The following is a 17,381-nucleotide window of genomic DNA, read 5'->3' on the forward strand; positions in this document are numbered from 1 at the left end:
CTGATTCTCCGTTGCTGCCGCTGCTGTCCTTTAGCGGCCCAATTCCTTGGCTGATTTCCCACCGATGCCGAAATGCGTCTTGGGCATTTCGGTGATCAGCACACGCACGGATTCGCTCGGGACGCCGATCGACGCCACCGCCGCGTCAGTGAGCGCGGCGATCAGACCCGCCTTCTGCTCCTCGGTCCTTCCTTCCATCAGGTAAATTTGCATGATGGGCATTGCTTTACTCCTGTCATTTGTCATTGGGAGCAACCAGTCTTGCTCCTGCGGGCTGCGCTGCTATCAGACGAAGCGCATCGATACCGTCCCCAGGTGCTGGTAGCGCACAGTGACGTTGTCGCCCGCCTGCACCGCTACCGCCTCGGTCACGCCGCCGGTCATGATGAAGGTGCCGGCCGGCAGTTCGCGTCCCCGCGCACCCAGCATGTTGGCCAGCATAGCCACGCTGCTGGCCGGGTGACCGAGCACGGCGGCGCCGGCGGCAGTGGCGACCACTTCGCCGTTCTTTTCCATCACCACGCCGAGGTTCTTCAGATCGATGCCGTCGGCGCTGCGATGCGTGCCACCCACCACGAAGCGGGCCGAGGAGGTGTTGTCCGCGATCACGCTCTTCAGGTCGAAACGAAAGTTCTCGTAGCGCGAGTCGATCACCTCAACCGCCGGCAGCACAAAGTCGGTCGCGGCCAGCACGTCGCCGATATGGCAGCCTGGCCCCTTGAGCGGACGCTTAAGGACGAAGGCGATCTCCGCCTCCACCTTGGGATGGATCAGCGATGCGGTATCGATGGCGCCGCCATCCATGCAGGCGCCGTAGTCGGTCACGAAGCCGTACACCGGCTCGGTCACGCCCATCTGGCGCATCTTTGCGAACGAGGTCAGCCCCATCTTAAGGCCGGCAATGCGCGTGCCGCGTGCCTCCTTGCGTGCCCGGATCGCGTCCTGGATCGCGTAGGCGTCGTCCCAGTCCATCTCGGGATAATCGTCGGTGATCTTGCGCACCGGTTCGCGGTTGAGCTCGGCGTTTTCCAGGTGCTCGGCGAGCTGCTGGATGATTTCTTGGGTGAGATTCATGGCGATGTAGTTGGGGGGCTTTGGGAATCCGTTCAGATGAAACGCACACCGGCCGAGCCGATGCCGCCCAGGCTAATGCGAAGCTGGTCGCCGGCCTTGACCGGCACCATCGCGGCCAGCGAGCCGGACAGGATCACCTCGCCCTTCTTCAGGCCCATGCCGAGGCGGCCCAGCGTATTAGCCAGCCACGCTACAGCGTTAACCGGATGGCCGAGCGCGGCGGCACCAGCGCCGGTGGCGACGATCTCTCCGTTCTTCTCCAGTGTCATTCCGACCGTGCTGAGATCGAGCCCACGCGGATCCACGGCGGCGTCGCCAAGCACGAATACCCCGGATGATGCGTTGTCAGCCACCGTGTCCTGGATGCGGATTTTCCAGTCGCGGATGCGCGAGTCGACGATCTCGAAGCACGGCAGCACGTAGGCGGTGGCGCGCAGCACATCGGCATTGGTGACGCCCGGGCCTTGCAGGTCTTCCTTGAGCACGAAGGCAATCTCGCCCTCCGCCTTCGGCGCGATAAGCGTGTCGGCGGCAATGGCGGCGCCATCGCCGTAGACCATGCCGGACAGCAGGTGCCCGAAATCCGGCTGGCGCACATTGAGCATGTCCATTACCACGCGGCTGGTCACGCCGATCTTCTTGCCGATGACTCGCTCGCCGGCGTCCAGCCGATGCTGCACCATGGCGAGCTGGATGCCGTAGGCGTCGTCAATGGACAGATCCGGATAGCTGTCGGTCAGGGGTGCAATGGCCTCGCGCGCAGACAGCGCGTGGTGAAGGCCAGCAGCGATATCGAGAATTTGTTCTGGTTTCATGGCCTTGCTCACAGTTTCACGCACACATTGCGCAGCTCGGTATAGAACTCCAGCGAATGCACCCCGCCCTCGCGGCCGATGCCGGATTGCTTGGCGCCGCCGAATGCGGTGCGCAGGTCGCGCAGGAACCACGCGTTGATCCAGCAGATGCCCACCTCCAGAGCGCTGCCCATGCGGTGTGCCGTGCCGAGATTGGACGTCCACACCGTTGCGGCGAGGCCGTAGGGCGTGTCGTTGGCGAGCCGGATGGCTTCTTCCTCGGTATCAAACGGCGCGATATGGCAGCAGGGGCCGAAGATCTCCTCCCGGATCACGGCTGAATCCTCGGGAAGGCCTGTCCAGATGGTCGGCTGCACCCAAGCGCCGTTGGCTAGCGCATCGGGCATCTCGGGCACCCCACCGCCGGTGACCACGGTGGCGCCCGCGTCAGCCGCCTTCCTGTAGTACGACAGCACCTTGGCCTGATGCTCCAGCGAAACCAGCGGGCCCATGTTCACGCCGTCGCCGTATGGGGAGCCCAGCCGGAAGCCTTCGGCCTTTGCCTTGAGCGCCGCAACAAAGCGCTCGAAGATCGGCCGCTGCACGTAGACGCGCTCGGTGCCCAGGCAGACCTGGCCACTGTTCTCGAAAGCCGAGCGCGCAATGCCAGCGACGGCCTTGTCAAAATCTGCGTCCGCGAACACGATGCCGGCGTTCTTGCCGCCCAGCTCCAGCGACACCGGACGCACGCCATTAGCAGCGGCCTTCATGATGGCCTCGCCAGTACGGGTTTCGCCGGTGAAGGTGATGCCGCTCACATCCGGGTGCGCGGTCAGGAAGGCACCGGCGGAATCCGGGCCAAAACCGTGGACCACGTTGTAAACGCCGGGCGGCACGCCAGCCTCGTTCATCACTTCGCCGAGCAAGGTGGCAGTAGCCGGTGTTTCCTCGGACGGCTTGACCACTACCGTATTGCCGCAGGCCAGCGCCGGGCCAACCTTCCAGGTCATCAGCAGCAGCGGCAGATTCCACGGGCACACCACGCCGATCACGCCGCGCGGGGAACGCACCGCGTAGTTGATGGCCTCGCCGCCGTCCGGCGTGGCCATGGCGAAACTCTCCGCTGGTACGTTCTTGATCAGGTCGGCGAACACCGTGAAGTTGGCCGCGCCGCGTGGAATGTCGACATGGCTGGCGAGCGACAGCGGCTTGCCGGTGTCGGCAATCTCCGCTTGCAGGAATTCATCGAAGCGACGGTTGATACCGTCGGCCACGGCGTGCAGCAGCTCGACGCGCCGGGCCACCGTCATGCGCCCCCACTCGCCCTGCAACGCGCGGCGCGCGGCCGCCACAGCGGCGTCGACCTCTGACTGGCCGGCCTCGTGGACATGCCCGATCAGGCTGTTGTCGACCGGATTGCGGTTCTCAAACGTCCGTTCGGTGCCGACCCATTCGCCGTTAATGAAGTTGCGGAATTGTTTCATGCAATTACCTCGGTAACTAATTTTGAAAGGGGATAGGATCCGCACTATCTAGCGCGCATCTGACCCCAGCAGCACCGCTGCTGCTGCGGTCTGTCTTCTTTGCGCAGCGGACAAGCAGGCTAGGGCAATCGCCCCAAGCACGGGAGGGAGTGCAATCAGCTGGAACAGCGCTCGGGAATCTGCGAACAGCGTCATCAGCATGCCGCCACTGATAGCGCCGACGATGGACCCGACACGCCCCATGGCCAGTGCCCAACTGACACCGGTAGCGCGTATTTGCGTCGGGTACAACGTTGCGGCCAGCGCGTTCATCCCGGTCTGGCCACCGACCACGCCGAAGCCGGCACCGAACACTGCCAACGCCAACCGGCCTGGCGAGTCAATGGTCAATCCGATCGCAGCCAGGGCAAGGCTGGAACCCACATACGATGCCGCCAGTACGTAATATGGGTTGAGCCGGTCCATCAGGCGTGCCAGGACCAGGGCACCAACGGTGCCGCCCAGCGGCGCCATGGCCGCAATCCGCGCCGCGGTGCTAATGGGATGGCCGGCCTCCCGCATGATGGTGGGCAGCCAGCTGGAAAGTAGATAGAACACGAACAGCGAGCAGAAGTAAGCAACCCAGAGCAAGACCGTACGCCGCAGCACCCCGGCTGCGAGTAACTGGCTGATGGACGCTTTCAACACAGCCCCATCATTGGTGGCAACGATGGTGTGATTGCGCCAGCGCGCGTCGCCACAGATTCTTTCCACGAATCGATGCAACTGCCGTTGGTGCACCGGCCGTGCCGCCAGATAGCGCACCGACTCCGGCAAGGCCAGCGCGAGGATCGGCAGCAACACCAGAGGCATCGCGCCGCCCAGCACCAGTACGCTGCGCCACCCATAGGCCACGATAAGCTGCGCCGCAAGTTCGCCACCAAGGGCAAAGCCTCCCGTGAAGCCGCAAAAGCTGAGGGTGACAAGGAACATCCGGTGCCGCTTGGGCGCGTACTCGGATGTCAACGCGATTGACGTCGGCATAGCGCCGCCCAATCCCAGCCCGGTCAGGAAACGGAGAGCAACCAGCATCTCCAGCGAGGTCGATGCGGCAGACACCACAGTGCCAAGGCCGAAGATCGCCACGGAGAGCAGCATCACCCGCTTGCGGCCGATCCTGTCCGCCAGTGGCCCGATCAACAAGGCGCCTACCAGCAAACCGAAGAGGCCAGCACTGAACGCCGGCGCCATGTCCGAAACGGCCAGGCCCCATTCCTGCCGCAAGGCCGGCGCGATATAGCCGATTGCCGCCGTGTCGAATCCATCGAGCGCGACGATCAACCCGCACAAGGCCAGCACCACGATCTGGAATCGAGACAGGCGGCTCTGGTCCACTATGTCTTCGATTTCGACTACCTTTTCATCCTTCATGTCTCACCCCTCGGGCAGCTCGGGCTGCCTCATCTGTAAATTGGGAGTCTGTTGGCGCCCTAGGCCGATCCGATCGCCGCACCCTCCGAATCGCCGGCTGTCAGGTATTCCCACATCCGTTCGAAGATCCGGCCAACGCGAGTCGCCCGCAACTCGGCGTCCGCCTGCGGGATGACTGCGGCAAGGTCGCTCAGTCCCGCACCGCGCAGTGCGAGATCCATGCGCGCCGCGTCTTCCAGGTACCACGTCAGTACCACCGCATCCTCAAGCGAGGCACCGGCGACCACGGCGCCGTTGCCCCGCATCACCACCGCGCTGGCCGTACCCAGGGTTTTGACCACGGCTGCCGCCTGCTCAGGCGTGCGGACCAGTTGCGGGTCGTCCCACAGCGGCACCCCGGCGGAGAAGTACGTGCCAATGCCGTGCAGGCAGCGCGGTGTCAGGCGCGCTGCCGACAACGCCATCACTGCCGGTGGCATGCTGCGAACGACACCGCCAATGTGTGGATGCAGCCGGTAAATCTCCTGGTGAATGCGGACTTCGCCCAGCACGCCCTCAGGAAGCGCCCCGTTGACGTTCACCACCGTGCCGATGTCGCTTTCACCGATCAGCCCCATCGGTTTGGCTGCACACACCAGAAACTCGCTTGGGCTGAGGCGGACGCTGCAATGTCCATAGGCGTGCGCGAGATGAGCGCGACCGATCGCGCGTGCTGCTACACGCAGGAGGCGTTGTTGCGCATCCACGAGAGTGGAGGTTGTGCTCATGAGCGGAACTCGGCAATGTCCGGCTTGGCACCCCACATGCAAAAGGATGACGAAGTACCGTTGGGAAAATGACGGGGGCGGTAGGTCTTCTCGTCCTCCTCCGTGATGGTCCTGACGCCAGTCGAGTACTCGTAGATCATGTCGTCCGGGCCTTCGAAATAGAGGAATACGGCGCCCGAGGTGGGATGCCGGCCCGGGCCAAACAGGATGCGGACGCCCCGTTCGCGCAACAGGTAGTAAGACCGCATCAGGTCGTCGACACTCTCCACCTGGTGGTTGATATGCTGGACGCCGGCGTATGTGGAAGGGAACAGCGCGATCTTGTGGTGGATCTCGTCGATTCGCAGCAGCGGCGCTTCGCCGATCCAGTCACTGACCTTTGCATTGCAAAGCCCCGTCCAGAACGTTTCGTCGCGCGCCGGATTGGTCGAACGCAAGCCGATGTGGCTGAAGCCGGTGATGCCGGCATCGCGCGATGGAAAATAACGACGACCACTGTGGTCGGGCGCGACAACGAGATCGATGCTGTTGCCCGACGGATCATGAAAGTTGATAAAGGCACCGACCCGTCGTAACTCGCACTGCTCTTTCGAGCCGGTGACGACACGCACGTCGTTGCGATCGAGCAAGTCGGCGGCCGCGGCCAGCTCGGCGTGCGACGCTACCTCAAAGGCGGCAGTGTGGTCTTTGGGATCGCCCTCGAAATAGCACAGCGTGTGGTCGCGGCTGTCCGAGCGGAAGTAGAGGGTGCCTTTCTCGCGATGCGCGACCTCCAAGCCCAGCATCTGCGTGGCGTACCGCTCACAACCCTTCAGGTCGCGCGTCCCAAGACGCACATAACGGATATCGGAAAGGTGAATCATCGGGTCTCCTGTTGATCGCCGCCGGCAAATCACGGGACAGGAGGATTCAGGCACGCGCTTCCCCGGTCACAGCGTGAACCGGCTTGGCTACGTTCGTCTCCTGTCCCGCTGGCGTTGATGCTGATGCAACATCCTGCCGGCTGGTTTTGTGCAAATGTAGCCGCGCCGAACGCATAGACAAAGCAAATTGTTATAATTCAGATTATTTGCTTTTCAAATATTTATGCGACTCGATCTGAATTTGCTGCGGGTCTTGCTGGCGATCTACGACACCGGTAGCGTGACGGCAGCGGCCAGGCGCCTGAAGATGAGCCAGCCGGCGACCAGCGCCGCCCTCGCCCGGTTGCGCGAGTCATTGGGGGATGCCCTGTTTATCCGGCAGGCTGATGGCATGTCGCCTACGCCCCGCGCGCAAAGCCTGGCGGGCAAGGCAAGGGAAGTTCTGGACGCCATCGATCACGATATGCTGCGGGCGCCGGAATTTGAGCCGGGGGTGTGCAGAGATGAATTTGTCTTTTGCCTGAGCGCGATCGGAGAGATCGTGTTTTTGCCAAAGCTGGTGCAGCACATCCGTGCTACGGCCCCGTCGGCGCGCATCCGTGGCGTCAGCCTCGCTCCCGCCCAGTTGGAGGACGCCTTGCGGGCCGGCGAGGTCGATCTGGCGCTGGGCTACTTCCCTGATCTACGCAAGGCCGAATTCTTCCAGCAGCGCCTGTTCTCGCATGACCTTGTCTGTATGGTACGCACGGGGCACCGAATCAAAGGACCACGCATGACCCTGGCCCAGTTCCAGACTGCAGAGCATGCCTTCGTCAAGGATGGAAGTCGTAGCCAGGAGATGTTTGAAGAGGTTCTCACCAAGCAGGGCATCCAGCGCAATATCGTGTTGCATACTGCGCACTATATGAGCATCCCCACCATCATCGCCGAATCCGACCTGGTGGTGGTGCTCCCGCGTACGGTCGCCAATGTGTTTGCCGACTCCAAGAGGGTGCGTATCGTAACGCCTCCCGTTGAAATTCCGCGTTACGATCTGAAGGTGTACTGGCATCGGCGCTTTGCCAAGGATCCCAAATCAAAATGGCTGCGCGCCGTCGTCACAGAGGTTTTCGCCACCGACGCCAACTGAGCAATTGGGTCATCTCCGTTTCGCCTGCCACTGCATGGGCTCATCGCTCACAAATGCCATTGCTTGCTTAGGAGCAAAGACCCGGTTCCGGGTCTGGATGCTCACATCACCTAATCGGAGAAAATGGAGCAGGCGTTAGAAGTTCATTGTGTTGATCTACAATCATCGGGCTTAACTTCTCCATGATGGCCTTCCATTCAGGAATGGCCCAAAGTTTTGCACGCTTATTTTGTCGATCTTCGAATGAATCGAACTTCCAGAGATGAATGACACGATTCAAATGCCCGACCTCAGACGAAAAATAGCCCAGCATCTCGCCTAGCACAGCAACTTGTGTCGGCAGACACTCAGCCTCGTAAGTTCTGAGGAACTCCTGCAGGGTGCCGGGCTTTAGCTGGTAGGTGCGATGTTCGATGATCATTGGATTTCCTTCTTGGGTGTAATCAGGGCGCCCGACCTCGTGAGAATCACTGCGATGGTACGGCCACGACCCCGCTCTCGTTCACTGCGTTCTAAGATCAAGCTCAACTACTTACTCGTTAGCAGCGCTAAGCCAAAGGGGAACAATGACAGCGCAAGCAAGCAACGCTGCGGCGGCAGCCAGGAAGCTTTGACCGATTCCGATTGACTGCACCAGCGGAGCCAGGACTAACGGCGAGATGAACTGGCCAGCAAAGGCCATCATCACAAGCAGGCCCGTGACTCGCCCACGTTGTGCCTCACCAACGACACTGACGATTCCGGCTGCCGCACACGGGAAGATGGTTCCGGTGCCCATGCCTGCAACAAGCAGGCCGCATACAAAGACGCCATAGCTGTCACCAAGTCCGATCAAGCCGAAGCCGAGTGCCATCGTCAGTAATGACAGCGCGTAGACCTGACGTGCACCAAGCCACTGGATCATGCGGTGAATCTGGGTTGCAACCAACGCCGCGCTGACCAGGTTCAGCGCAATGGCCACACTGATAGCCATCGGCGCCGCCTTCACCGTCGTCGCGAGGTGGAATGGCACCTGAGTTGGAATCATGTAGAAGAAGAGCTGGCAGGCGAACGTGGCGAAGACCGGAGCGAGAACTCGCGCATTACGCCAAGGCAGCGACAAGCGGGCTCGCGGCTGAACTGCGCGTCGCGTAGCCTCTGGAAAGCCGCGCAGTACGCCAGGCAGGATCGCAAACGCAAGCAGGTCAATCAGGAAGACCGCCCGCCAGCTCAGCGTCGTTAGCGCGCCACCAAGTAGCAGGAACAGGATGCCGCCGAACTTCATCGCCGCGGTCTGCCGTCCAAAGAAGCTCGCCTGTCGAGCTGGCTCGATGACATCGCCAATTAAGGTCGTTGCGCTCGTAACGACGCACGCAACTCCGAGCCCAAGCAGCGCCCGCGAGACCAGTATCAAGTACAGGGAATCCAGGGCCGCCCCACTGGTGCCTGCAATGCCGGTAATGAGTGCACCCGCAGCGAGCACAGGCTTGCGCCCAATGCGATCAATCAGCCAGCCGGCGGGCCCCGCTCCGACGGCGATGAACAATGCCGTAGTTGAAAGCGTCAGTTTGGTCAGCGTTCCCACATTCGGGACATGACTGAAATAAGCTGCCATGGCCGGCAACGCCGGCGCCACGGCTGCCCCGGCCAGCAGCGAGAACATGCTTGCAAAGAGTAGCACCCAGTCGCGATGGCGCTGAGACCACTGCGGTGCGTCGGTTAGGCTAGTTTTTTCCAAACTATTCATGGAGGTTCCCCTGTATTGCCGCACGAATGAGCCGAATTTGCCCGTTATCCAGCCTTTTATGCAGGCTGGCGCGGTGCTTAGAAGATGTGGCGGATGCCAGTGACAACACCCACCATGTTCTTTTGCCCCGTCATTGTCGGATCGTTGACGGTAAAGCCCGTCACGGCGCTGTCGAAAACAAGACTACCGTTGTGCGCATAGCCGACGGTTACGTAGAGATCCGTACGCTTGCTCAGGCTGTAATCGGCCTGCAACGTGTACTGCTGCATATTGGGCGGGTTCGTAGAAGGTGCCGTAGCGGTGGCAGCGGCGGACTTCACGTCGGCATAGTAGTAGGCCAGAGATAGTCCCAAGGCAGGCGTTAGCTGGTAGGTGCCCCCAAGCCACCAGTAGTTGTCGCGAATCAGCGTGTTTCCGTTGCTGAAATTAGCCTCGTTCCAGCGGTAGCCCGCATAAAGCTTATACGGGCCGGTGCCATAGTTAGCGCCAACCGATACTTTGCGTACCTTGCCGGTCTGTCCGGTCACGACAGCTGGGTTCCACTGGTCGTAGCCGATGCCGATGCCAAATGTGCTGTTTAGATACATCAGCGAGCCGCCAAACGCAGTGTTGTCGCGCGAAGCACCGGGCGTTTCGCCTGCTCCGCCGTTTGCCAGCAGGTTGCCTGTCGACAGCACCGGCACCCCCGTGCCAAACGAGTAGTGCGCCACGGCTTGCAGCGGCCCGAACTGCCCGGTGTACTTGACCATATTGCTTTCGCGATAATTCACGCCTAGCCACCACGTACCGGGCTCGTAGGTTACGGCAAAGCGCAAGGGCGCGAAATTGACCATACCGTCCAAAAGGCTGGTAGTTTGTCGGCCCACCGTGACTTGTCCGAGATCGCTTTTAAGTCCCACCAGCGCCATGCGGGTGAAGAGTGCGCCTGGCAATATGGCACCGGTAGAGGGCACGAAGCCGTCCTCCAGTACGAACAGTGCCTGGTTGCCGCCGCCCAGGTCTTCAGTACCACGCAGGCCCCAGCGCGATGCGGAAAGCCCGCCGACGCCCAGCATGCCAAGCCGGCTGCCACCGACGTTGGGCGTGGTGGGCGACGCCGCCACGCGGTTGACATATTCAATGCCGGTATCGATGACCCCATACAACGTAAGCGTCGTCGATGCTGCGTTGGCTGCGCCCACGACACTCAGTGCCGTCAGAGCAAAAAGCGTCTTCTTCATGCTTGGCAATCTCCTCTTTATAATAAGTATTCGGGCACGGCCCACTATTACAGTGTTGTGGTGCCGGCAGCCTCTTGCCACTTTCCTGAACTAGCGCCACACAGACGCCATGCCGCCTTGGCCAATGCATAGCCCGGTATGCACAGAAACGTGGAACGGGGGCGAACACGTACCTGCCCTGAATTCAGATTGGGCTTTGACTGATTTCAGCTATTTAACTCCCGGAGCGTCGTGGCGGAATTGCGTCTTGGTCTCCTCGAATTCCCAAGACGCGAGTGCGCTAGAACTCAGTACGCAGTTGCCTCCACCAACTGCGAGACCATACGGTCAAGCATCTGACGGGGCATGGGAGGGATGATTTCTCCGTGATCATTGATTGCTTCGTGCGCCATGCCAACCGACACCATGGCCGGCAGTACGCGCGCGCCCAGAGCAAGTTCAAGCATGCTCCGCAATGCCATCAGGCCGCGATAGCCTCCGAAGCCGCCAGGCGAGGCACTCCCGAGCGCGTATACCGGCTTGCCAAATGCGGAGTGCAAACCGCCATGCTCCTGAACCCTTGAGAGCCAAGCAATGACATTGATCAATAGCGGCGAAACGTTGGCGTTGTACTCCGGGCTGGCGATGAATACGCCCTGATGGGTTCGAAACGCTTCATGCAGGTGATGCGCAGCTTCCGGGATTCCATGCTGCGATTCGAGATCACCGTTATACAACGGCAATTCGTACTCAGCCATATCGAGCATGGTTACCACCATGCCCTTTTCCCGGAGCTGCGCTGCCACCGCCGCAGCCAGCTTCCGATTCATCGATTCCCGGCGGGTAGAGCCGAATATGACGAGAATTTTCTTACTGGACATAACAAAATAACCTATCCTTTCACCGCTTCCGATATCTTCGTTTCTGGTTGGTCACGCTAACCAGCCTTTGGCACGATGCAATCGACTCCGAGTTGCCGTACCAACGCCAGCTCATCACCGATAAACCATCCCTCTACCATTCTTCCTTCGACAAATCGAATGAAGCCCGCCTCGTTCATCGAGATAGAACGGTGGGTGGGAGCTATCCCCATGAATACACCCTGGTGCGTGCAGCTAAGCGTCCATGTTCCGGATACCCAGTCGTCTTTCGCGACTATTTTGTCGACGCGGTGATTCCAATCTGGAAACGCAGATCGTAACTGCTGAAGCCCGGCCTTGAACCCAGTGACTCCGCCGCCGCCGGATGTCGGCTTGAAATCGGGGATCAACAATGCCGTGGTCGATGCGAGTCCGTAGCGACGAATAACCATGTCCGGATGCATGTAGCGCTCACAGAGGTCCGTTTCGCCGTCGTTGATTATCCGTTCAATGATTGCGCGGAAGGCCTCGATATTACGAATTTCCTCATCAGTTTGCATGGCGGATGTCTCTCGATTATGAAAACTTTGGCATTACCTTATCGATAAATAAGTCTAGCGTTTGGCGAGTGACTTCCGGACGCATGGCGCCGAAATTCATGTGGAGGGCGACATGCCTAATCCCTGCATCTTCGTATTGCTTGAGCTTGTCGATGAACGTTGCGGGTGACCCGACAATGGTCGCACCCTCAACAAATGACTTGCGGAATGCCGCGGGATCATCGCCACTCACCCCGGTGACCGCTTTACGTTGCTCATCCCCGTAGGCGGCAAATGCAGCCTTCGACAGAGCTTGCAGATTGTTCAGCGGCTCGTCGATGAGTTGCTGAGCCGTGTCATCGTCTTCTGCGATCAACACGGTCTTTTGTATGGTCGTCCATTCTTTGCAGAATTCGACATGTTCCTTGCTCCATCCCGCATCCGCGAGAGCCCCGTCATAGGCCTTCATTGCGCGAACGGCACCTTCGAGACCGACCCGGCCGAAGAATAGGGGATGGCCCTTGCGACCTGCATCTGCCCAACCAGGTTCGCTAAGCGCCGCGCGCGCCAACAATGGATGGCCTTTCCGATAAGGCCCCGGCATGATGCGCCCTCTCATTAGACCGCTCTCATGGCGAGTGCGGTATTCGAGCGGCAGATCTCCCGGTTTGTGCTTCCAGGCGCGATAGGCAACGTCCATGACTTCGGCAGTAAGCTCTCCTCGGGACGCAGGGTCCCGGCCGAAACCTTCAAATTCGAGCGGCGATCCACCGCTGCCGATGCCCATGATGAACCGACCACGCCAGAGCTGATCGAGCAGATTGGCATCCTCGACGAGCTTCAGAGGATTGAGGAGCGGCGCCACGGCGACCTGCATCAGCAGCCACGCCTGCTTGATTTGGCCAGCCAAATAGGCGCCAAACACAAACGAGTTGCCGTAGGTGTTGTAGTTGCTGAAGTGGTGATGCGTCAGGGCGATGCCCCGAAATCCGGCCTGGTCTGCCAGGATGGCATTCTCGACCGCAGCTTCCATGATCGCCCCATCCATCTCGGGGCCTGGTGTCTGCGGGCTGAGGTAGAGAGTGAAGTGCATAGTGTTACTCCTCGAAAGCGCCCGAGCAGGGCGTGGTACGTTTCAGCTACAATGGTCAAATCGCATCAATAATGGTCACGTCGACCATTCGATGGACAAAGTGTATATTAAATGTTCTATGTGACCATTGTTTTTCCTAATCATGAACGCGCAGTCCATAGGCAAACTTACGTCAGGAGGACGAATCGTGACTAAAGCGAGCGTACGAGCTCGTCGTGGCGCCGAGCCACATGAGAAGCCGATGTCACTTCGGGAGCAACAAAAGCTGCTAACCCAGGCCCGCTTGCTCGACGCTGCCGTGCGCGTATTTCTTGAGCATGGCTATGCGGACTCGTCTATTGACGACATCGTTACAGCAGCCGCAGTAGGAAGAGCCACCTTCTACCTGCACTTCAAGAGCAAGCTGGAAGTCATGCGAGCCCTGATTCAGGCAATGGAACGGCAAAACGAGGAGCTGGTTCAGGAGCTTTGCTCCTACGAAAACCCAACTAGGGAAACCTTGGAGTCGTGGCTACGCCACTTCGTCGAACATTGGTTCAATGACGGCGATCGCTTTCTAGTTGGGTTGCAGGCGCTGGCAAGCGAGCCTGAATTATCTGGAGAGCTCGATGTCGGAATTCGCTTGGCGACGGACGCCCTAGCCAAGCTTTTGGAGCAGGGCCAATCGTTAGCCGCCGAAGAAGCACAGTTGCGCGCAAACCTCCTCGTCGGCGCGTTGCAGCAGGCATGCCGCACGTTGGTGAGCGACCGGCAACGTTACAGCGTCGGTCTCGTCGTGGGTGTGATCACGGAGATTTGGGCAAACAACCTCGGTCTCCAACGGGGCGCCTAGGGTGTGCGTCAAACGGATTGCCTCTTATTCAGCTTGGCCCCGGCACGCGTGACCGGGCCAAAATTTCAGAAGCTTTCGCGGTCCAGATGAACGGATTCGGATGACGGTTGTGCTTGTCCACATACTGTTCAATGGCACAGAGCAAATCGCGTACCGAGCGGAAGGCCGCACGCCGCAACTGGTTCTCTGACAAGTCACGAAAGAAGCGTTCGACCATGTTTCGCCAAGAGGCACTGGTAGGCGTGAAATGCATGTGGGACCCTGTTGCTTGGCCAGCCACGCTTTCACATTCGGGCGGAGCGCTGCACCTCGTCATGAAGGAAGTGTTCGGCCTGGCTGCCGAGCGCCTGCGCGCGCGGCCCCGAGCGGGAGGCCCAGCCCGCAGTCCTGGCCAGCGCCTCGGCCCACTGGCTTGCGGCACACCGCCGGCTCACAGATGAGCGACCGGTAGGTCGACCTGCGCTATGTGCGCGACAACTTTGGCCATGCCTCGATCGCCACCACCAGCGCCTATCTGCACAGCGAAGAGGATGCGATGCACCAGGCGACACAGGAGCGGCCGAATGCGCTGTTCGCCTGGCTGACCGAGGCCGCACCGCCGGCTCGCACATGAGCGACCAACAGGTCGACCCGCGTTTTATGCGCGACAATTTTGGTCACGCCTCGATCGCCACTACCAGCGCCTACCTGCACAGTAAGAGGATGCGCGGAACGAAGCCACGCGGGAGCGGCACCGGATCGGCTGGGGGCAGCGAAAGATATCGAGCTTCGGGATTATTTCACTATCGTGAAACTTTGGTAGCCCCCATTGATGCAAGCCTCCGAAACAATAGAAAAGTGGGTCTTCCGCAATTTGTGTGACGACGGCGAACTCGCGTGGAGGACCTTGCCGTCGTATCCCCCGGCCCCACTACCACCATTCTTCTGCCGTTGACAAACGTGGGCGAGCCCGCCAGCTTCGTCCTGGCCGTACGAGCTCACCCGCCTGCGATGGCGACCGGACCAGCGGGTCCATCAGGACAAGGCAGGCCGGTTTAGCTTGGCTTCAATACCCGCAGCCGCAGAAGCTCGATGTTCGCGCGGCCATACATCTGCCGCTTGAGGAACTTGAGCCGGTTGACGTGACCCTCGGTCTGGCCATTGCTCCATGGCAGCTTGAAGGCCGCCCGCACAGCCGGTAAGTCGGCGCGCAGGCTTTGCGCGAACCTGCGCATTTCCGCAGCGTCGCAGCGCGACAGACGCTTCAACCATCGATCGAACTGCCGCGGACTTCGCCGGTGCATGAGCCCGAGAAACTCCCGCGCGAGGCTGCGGACCTCGCCCACCACGGGTTCGATCTTGCACAGCGCCTGCACGAAGCGCTCGTGGTCCGCGTTCCTGGGCTCCGCGACCGCGAGCTTCCTCCATCCTATAAGCCATCCGAACACGCGCCGGGCCGACGGGCACGGCATCGTGCGCACGGATGCCTGGAAAAGAGGCTTCTTGCCCTGCGGAAAAAGGAGGCGAATCACGCAATTCCGAACGGCGGCGCGACTGCCCGTGTATCCTCGCTGCTTGAGTTCCCGCCAGATCAGTTCAGGAAAGCGACAGCCCTGTGCGATTCGTTCCTCGATATCGCTGAGATAAGGATCTAACGGCGTCGGACCCCGCGCCCTGGGTGCGCGCTCGGGGAATGCCCCCGCAGTGATGAAGTTGCGCACGGTTCGATGGTCGATTGAGAGCTCTTGCCCGATTCCTTTCATCGTGCCGCCCTGGGCGTGTAGCGCCATCACCCGCTCGTACAGCTCCAGCCGCGAGGCGCGTCGCTGATCGCTCAGACGCTGCCATGACCACAGTGAGTTGCGGCTCAGCTCCCGCTGCCGGCCCAGGGTCACGCCACGGACCTCGACTTGCTGCGCGGCTTGGCGCAGTTGCGGTCCGAGTCGGCACAGCAGTCTCTCGACGTTGTCGCGCAAGTTGCACAGTAGATGCCAGCGATCCGAGACCTGCGTGGCTGCCGGCAGCGCAATGTCGACGGCCTCGGAGTAGGCCCCGGCCCGGTCCCTGGCGACGATCTCGATCGATGGGTGCGCACGCATCCACGCGGCCACCGCAGTTGCTTCCCTGCCGGCGAACACTGCGATCGGCTCACGTCGCTCCAGGTCGACGATGATCGTTCCGTACTGGTGACCGCGCGCGATCGCCCAGTCATCGATGCCGACGACCCGCGGTCGTGGTCTGCGCTTGCGCTCAGGAGCTCTGCGCAACTCCCGCAGCACGGTGTCGGCGCTGGTACGCAAGCCCAGGACGTTAGCTAGCCGGGCAGCCGCCTCACCACCGAGGGCATGGCCCAGCGCGTGCAACGCCCGAGCCTGCGATTGCGTACGACGTTGATGCCGACCGGCTAAGGCGTGGATGTTCTCGGCAAACGTACGACGCGGGCAGCCGGCATTTGCACACTTGAAGCGACGCACCTCAATGGCGAGAACGACCCGCTGGTCGAGCATCGGACGTTCTTCCAGCCTGCGCACATAGCTGCCGTGGCGTCGGTTACTCCAACGATGGCAGGCAGGACACGGTGCCGCGCGAACCGTACTGCAGGCTTCGACAGTAACGGTCTCCCCTCGCGCGTCACTGGAGACGACGCGCTTACCTACACGGGCGAGAATACGATCGATCCCACCGAGAACTTGGCTCATGGTAACGATCAACGTAGGCCAGATCGGCCCGAAATCAAGCCCCCAACGCGGCCGTCACACAAAGTGCGGGAGACCCGCAAAAGTGCCACCGGTTGGCAAGCAAAAGTGCCACCGCTGCCCGCCAAGGGCACGGTGTGGGAAGAATTTCCTTACGGTTCAATAACTTGGATGAAGCGAAGCGAAAGTGTCACCAGCTACCATACCCACCGGCCCGATGCGCCAGCTTTCTGCGCCGATGTGAACGCCCGATGGGGCCCCGACCGCGCTCCACCGAGTACGCGTGAGCGAGCGTCCAAGTCGAAGCTGCACGATCACAACCCCAACGCAATCCCAACATATTTCCGCGCCAGCGCTTTGCGGTACCCTGCTTGCATTGGCCGAGCCTCGGAGGGCCTCCACCCATACCCACCATAGCTTTCACGGCACTGCGAGCAACGGTATGGTGTTTCGAGAAGTTGCACGTTCACACGATATGGCGCTTCATACCCACAGCTATGACATGCCGATTCGAGCGCGCAATGATGCGCTGGACACCGATAGATGGTTTCGACCTGATGCACGACACTGTGATAGCCATGCGCGATACAGCGACGGCAGTGACGAAATGTCGCGCTAAAGCGTCGCCGCTCGGTCGGCGCGAGCAGCGCCTCACGCAACGTTGTTTTCGGCAAGCCAAGTGCGCCGTGCAATCGATCGATATCGACGACACCGAGCTTCGGTACGATGCCCTCATAGGGGTCGATGTCCGGTCCCATCAAATGCGCAAGCACCCTCCCCGACAACGAATTTGCCTTCTCGAATTTCCATAGGATCGAAACGAGCGACTCGTATGGATCGATCCACTTTCGATGGAATAGGTAACCCAGGGCCGGCGTCAGCTTAGCCTCGTCGAGCGTGAGAATCGGAAACCTCGGCGTGCTGAGCAACATTTCG

17 protein-coding genes and 2 pseudogenes are annotated in these 17,381 nt (G+C 60.7%); 3 read left to right on the top strand and 16 right to left on the bottom strand.

Annotated elements, in window-relative coordinates:
* Window positions 1–30: 30 nt before the first annotated feature.
* Genes CNE_RS35650 through CNE_RS35680 form a run of 7 tightly spaced genes read right to left on the bottom strand, consistent with a single transcriptional unit; the run spans window position 31 to window position 6,392 of the window.
* Window positions 31–246 (bottom strand): 2-hydroxymuconate tautomerase, encoded by a 216-nt coding sequence (locus CNE_RS35650; protein WP_080569667.1) that lies wholly within the window; start codon window positions 244–246, stop codon window positions 31–33.
* A gap of 39 nt (window positions 247–285) precedes the next feature.
* Entirely contained in the window at window positions 286–1,074 is a 789-nt protein-coding gene (dmpH, locus tag CNE_RS35655; protein ID WP_013959631.1) for a 2-oxo-3-hexenedioate decarboxylase, read from the bottom strand.
* 32 nt (window positions 1,075–1,106) lie between these two features.
* A complete protein-coding gene (gene dmpE, locus CNE_RS35660; protein WP_013959632.1) occupies window positions 1,107–1,889 on the bottom strand; it encodes a 2-oxopent-4-enoate hydratase in 783 nt (260 codons plus the stop codon).
* 8 nt (window positions 1,890–1,897) lie between these two features.
* Window positions 1,898–3,352 carry a 2-hydroxymuconic semialdehyde dehydrogenase gene (locus CNE_RS35665; protein WP_013959633.1) on the bottom strand — a complete coding sequence of 485 codons (1,455 nt, stop codon included), beginning with the start codon at window positions 3,350–3,352 and terminating at the stop codon, window positions 1,898–1,900.
* A gap of 48 nt (window positions 3,353–3,400) precedes the next feature.
* Entirely contained in the window at window positions 3,401–4,762 is a 1,362-nt protein-coding gene (locus tag CNE_RS35670; RefSeq protein WP_013959634.1) for an MFS transporter, read from the bottom strand.
* 59 nt (window positions 4,763–4,821) lie between these two features.
* Window positions 4,822–5,529, bottom strand: a complete 708-nt coding sequence (locus tag CNE_RS35675) for a class II aldolase/adducin family protein (RefSeq protein WP_013959635.1) — start codon at window positions 5,527–5,529, stop codon at window positions 4,822–4,824.
* The gene (locus tag CNE_RS35680; RefSeq protein ID WP_013959636.1) at window positions 5,526–6,392 is read right to left on the bottom strand and encodes a VOC family protein; all 867 of its coding nucleotides are present in this window, start codon (window positions 6,390–6,392) and stop codon (window positions 5,526–5,528) included. The genes CNE_RS35675 and CNE_RS35680 overlap by 4 nt, the downstream gene beginning before the upstream one ends.
* Before the next feature lie 223 nt (window positions 6,393–6,615).
* On the opposite strand from CNE_RS35680, the gene CNE_RS35685 reads away from it, so the two are divergent.
* Window positions 6,616–7,521 (top strand): LysR family transcriptional regulator, encoded by a 906-nt coding sequence (locus CNE_RS35685; RefSeq protein ID WP_013959637.1) that lies wholly within the window; start codon window positions 6,616–6,618, stop codon window positions 7,519–7,521.
* Between the two features lie 106 nt (window positions 7,522–7,627).
* On the opposite strand, the gene CNE_RS35690 is transcribed toward CNE_RS35685, so the two are convergent.
* The 6 genes from CNE_RS35690 to CNE_RS35715 all read right to left on the bottom strand — a co-directional run bounded on the left by CNE_RS35690 (window position 7,628) and on the right by CNE_RS35715 (window position 12,938).
* Entirely contained in the window at window positions 7,628–7,942 is a 315-nt protein-coding gene (locus tag CNE_RS35690; RefSeq protein ID WP_013959638.1) for an NIPSNAP family protein, read from the bottom strand.
* A gap of 111 nt (window positions 7,943–8,053) precedes the next feature.
* Window positions 8,054–9,307, bottom strand: coding sequence for an MFS transporter (locus tag CNE_RS35695; RefSeq protein ID WP_330995923.1), 1,254 nt, complete (start codon window positions 9,305–9,307; stop codon window positions 8,054–8,056).
* Window positions 9,308–9,324: 17 nt separating this feature from the next.
* Window positions 9,325–10,467 carry a porin gene (locus CNE_RS35700; protein WP_013959640.1) on the bottom strand — a complete coding sequence of 381 codons (1,143 nt, stop codon included), beginning with the start codon at window positions 10,465–10,467 and terminating at the stop codon, window positions 9,325–9,327.
* Between the two features lie 287 nt (window positions 10,468–10,754).
* Window positions 10,755–11,327 (bottom strand): NADPH-dependent FMN reductase, encoded by a 573-nt coding sequence (locus CNE_RS35705; RefSeq protein ID WP_041229105.1) that lies wholly within the window; start codon window positions 11,325–11,327, stop codon window positions 10,755–10,757.
* A gap of 56 nt (window positions 11,328–11,383) precedes the next feature.
* On the bottom strand, window positions 11,384–11,866 hold the full coding sequence (locus CNE_RS38835) for an ester cyclase (protein WP_049800738.1): 483 nt from the start codon (window positions 11,864–11,866) through the stop codon (window positions 11,384–11,386).
* A 16-nt stretch (window positions 11,867–11,882) separates the two neighbouring features.
* Window positions 11,883–12,938, bottom strand: coding sequence for an LLM class flavin-dependent oxidoreductase (locus CNE_RS35715; RefSeq protein WP_013959643.1), 1,056 nt, complete (start codon window positions 12,936–12,938; stop codon window positions 11,883–11,885).
* A 187-nt stretch (window positions 12,939–13,125) separates the two neighbouring features.
* Between CNE_RS35715 and CNE_RS35720 the strand changes: the two genes are divergently transcribed.
* On the top strand, window positions 13,126–13,770 hold the full coding sequence (locus CNE_RS35720) for a TetR/AcrR family transcriptional regulator (RefSeq protein ID WP_013959644.1): 645 nt from the start codon (window positions 13,126–13,128) through the stop codon (window positions 13,768–13,770).
* Window positions 13,771–13,778: 8 nt separating this feature from the next.
* On the opposite strand, the pseudogene CNE_RS40285 reads toward CNE_RS35720, so the two are convergent.
* Window positions 13,779–14,064 (bottom strand): annotated as a pseudogene (locus CNE_RS40285) (IS630 family transposase); the annotation flags it as partial.
* Between the two features lie 163 nt (window positions 14,065–14,227).
* On the opposite strand from CNE_RS40285, the pseudogene CNE_RS43010 reads away from it, so the two are divergent.
* Window positions 14,228–14,383 (top strand): annotated as a pseudogene (locus CNE_RS43010) (tyrosine-type recombinase/integrase); the annotation flags it as partial.
* 421 nt (window positions 14,384–14,804) lie between these two features.
* Here CNE_RS43010 and CNE_RS35725 read toward each other — a convergent pair.
* Window positions 14,805–16,448, bottom strand: a complete 1,644-nt coding sequence (locus CNE_RS35725) for an ISL3 family transposase (RefSeq protein ID WP_013959647.1) — start codon at window positions 16,446–16,448, stop codon at window positions 14,805–14,807.
* A 311-nt stretch (window positions 16,449–16,759) separates the two neighbouring features.
* Window positions 16,760–17,377: a hypothetical protein gene (locus CNE_RS40290; protein ID WP_013959648.1), complete on the bottom strand. Its 618-nt coding sequence runs from the start codon at window positions 17,375–17,377 to the stop codon at window positions 16,760–16,762.
* Between the last annotated feature and the right edge of the window lie 4 nt (window positions 17,378–17,381).

This window comes from Cupriavidus necator N-1 (assembly GCF_000219215.1).
Taxonomy (GTDB): Bacteria; Pseudomonadota; Gammaproteobacteria; order Burkholderiales; family Burkholderiaceae; genus Cupriavidus; species Cupriavidus necator.

Bases quoted from the DNA above. Each gene is read 5' to 3' on its own strand.
- CNE_RS35680 (WP_013959636.1), bottom strand. From the start codon at position 6,392: ATGATTCACCTTTCCGATATCCGTTATGTGCGTCTTGGGACGCGCGAC.
- CNE_RS35705 (WP_041229105.1), bottom strand. From the start codon at position 11,327: ATGTCCAGTAAGAAAATTCTCGTCATATTCGGCTCTACCCGCCGGGAA.
- CNE_RS35725 (WP_013959647.1), bottom strand. From the start codon at position 16,448: ATGAGCCAAGTTCTCGGTGGGATCGATCGTATTCTCGCCCGTGTAGGT.
- CNE_RS35670 (WP_013959634.1), bottom strand. From the start codon at position 4,762: ATGAAGGATGAAAAGGTAGTCGAAATCGAAGACATAGTGGACCAGAGC.
- CNE_RS35650 (WP_080569667.1), bottom strand. From the start codon at position 246: ATGACAAATGACAGGAGTAAAGCAATGCCCATCATGCAAATTTACCTG.
- CNE_RS35700 (WP_013959640.1), bottom strand. From the start codon at position 10,467: ATGAAGAAGACGCTTTTTGCTCTGACGGCACTGAGTGTCGTGGGCGCA.
- dmpE (WP_013959632.1), bottom strand. From the start codon at position 1,889: ATGAAACCAGAACAAATTCTCGATATCGCTGCTGGCCTTCACCACGCG.
- CNE_RS35665 (WP_013959633.1), bottom strand. From the start codon at position 3,352: ATGAAACAATTCCGCAACTTCATTAACGGCGAATGGGTCGGCACCGAA.
- CNE_RS40290 (WP_013959648.1), bottom strand. From the start codon at position 17,377: ATGTTGCTCAGCACGCCGAGGTTTCCGATTCTCACGCTCGACGAGGCT.
- dmpH (WP_013959631.1), bottom strand. From the start codon at position 1,074: ATGAATCTCACCCAAGAAATCATCCAGCAGCTCGCCGAGCACCTGGAA.
- CNE_RS35675 (WP_013959635.1), bottom strand. From the start codon at position 5,529: ATGAGCACAACCTCCACTCTCGTGGATGCGCAACAACGCCTCCTGCGT.
- CNE_RS35690 (WP_013959638.1), bottom strand. From the start codon at position 7,942: ATGATCATCGAACATCGCACCTACCAGCTAAAGCCCGGCACCCTGCAG.
- CNE_RS35685 (WP_013959637.1), top strand. From the start codon at position 6,616: ATGCGACTCGATCTGAATTTGCTGCGGGTCTTGCTGGCGATCTACGAC.
- CNE_RS35715 (WP_013959643.1), bottom strand. From the start codon at position 12,938: ATGCACTTCACTCTCTACCTCAGCCCGCAGACACCAGGCCCCGAGATG.
- CNE_RS38835 (WP_049800738.1), bottom strand. From the start codon at position 11,866: ATGCAAACTGATGAGGAAATTCGTAATATCGAGGCCTTCCGCGCAATC.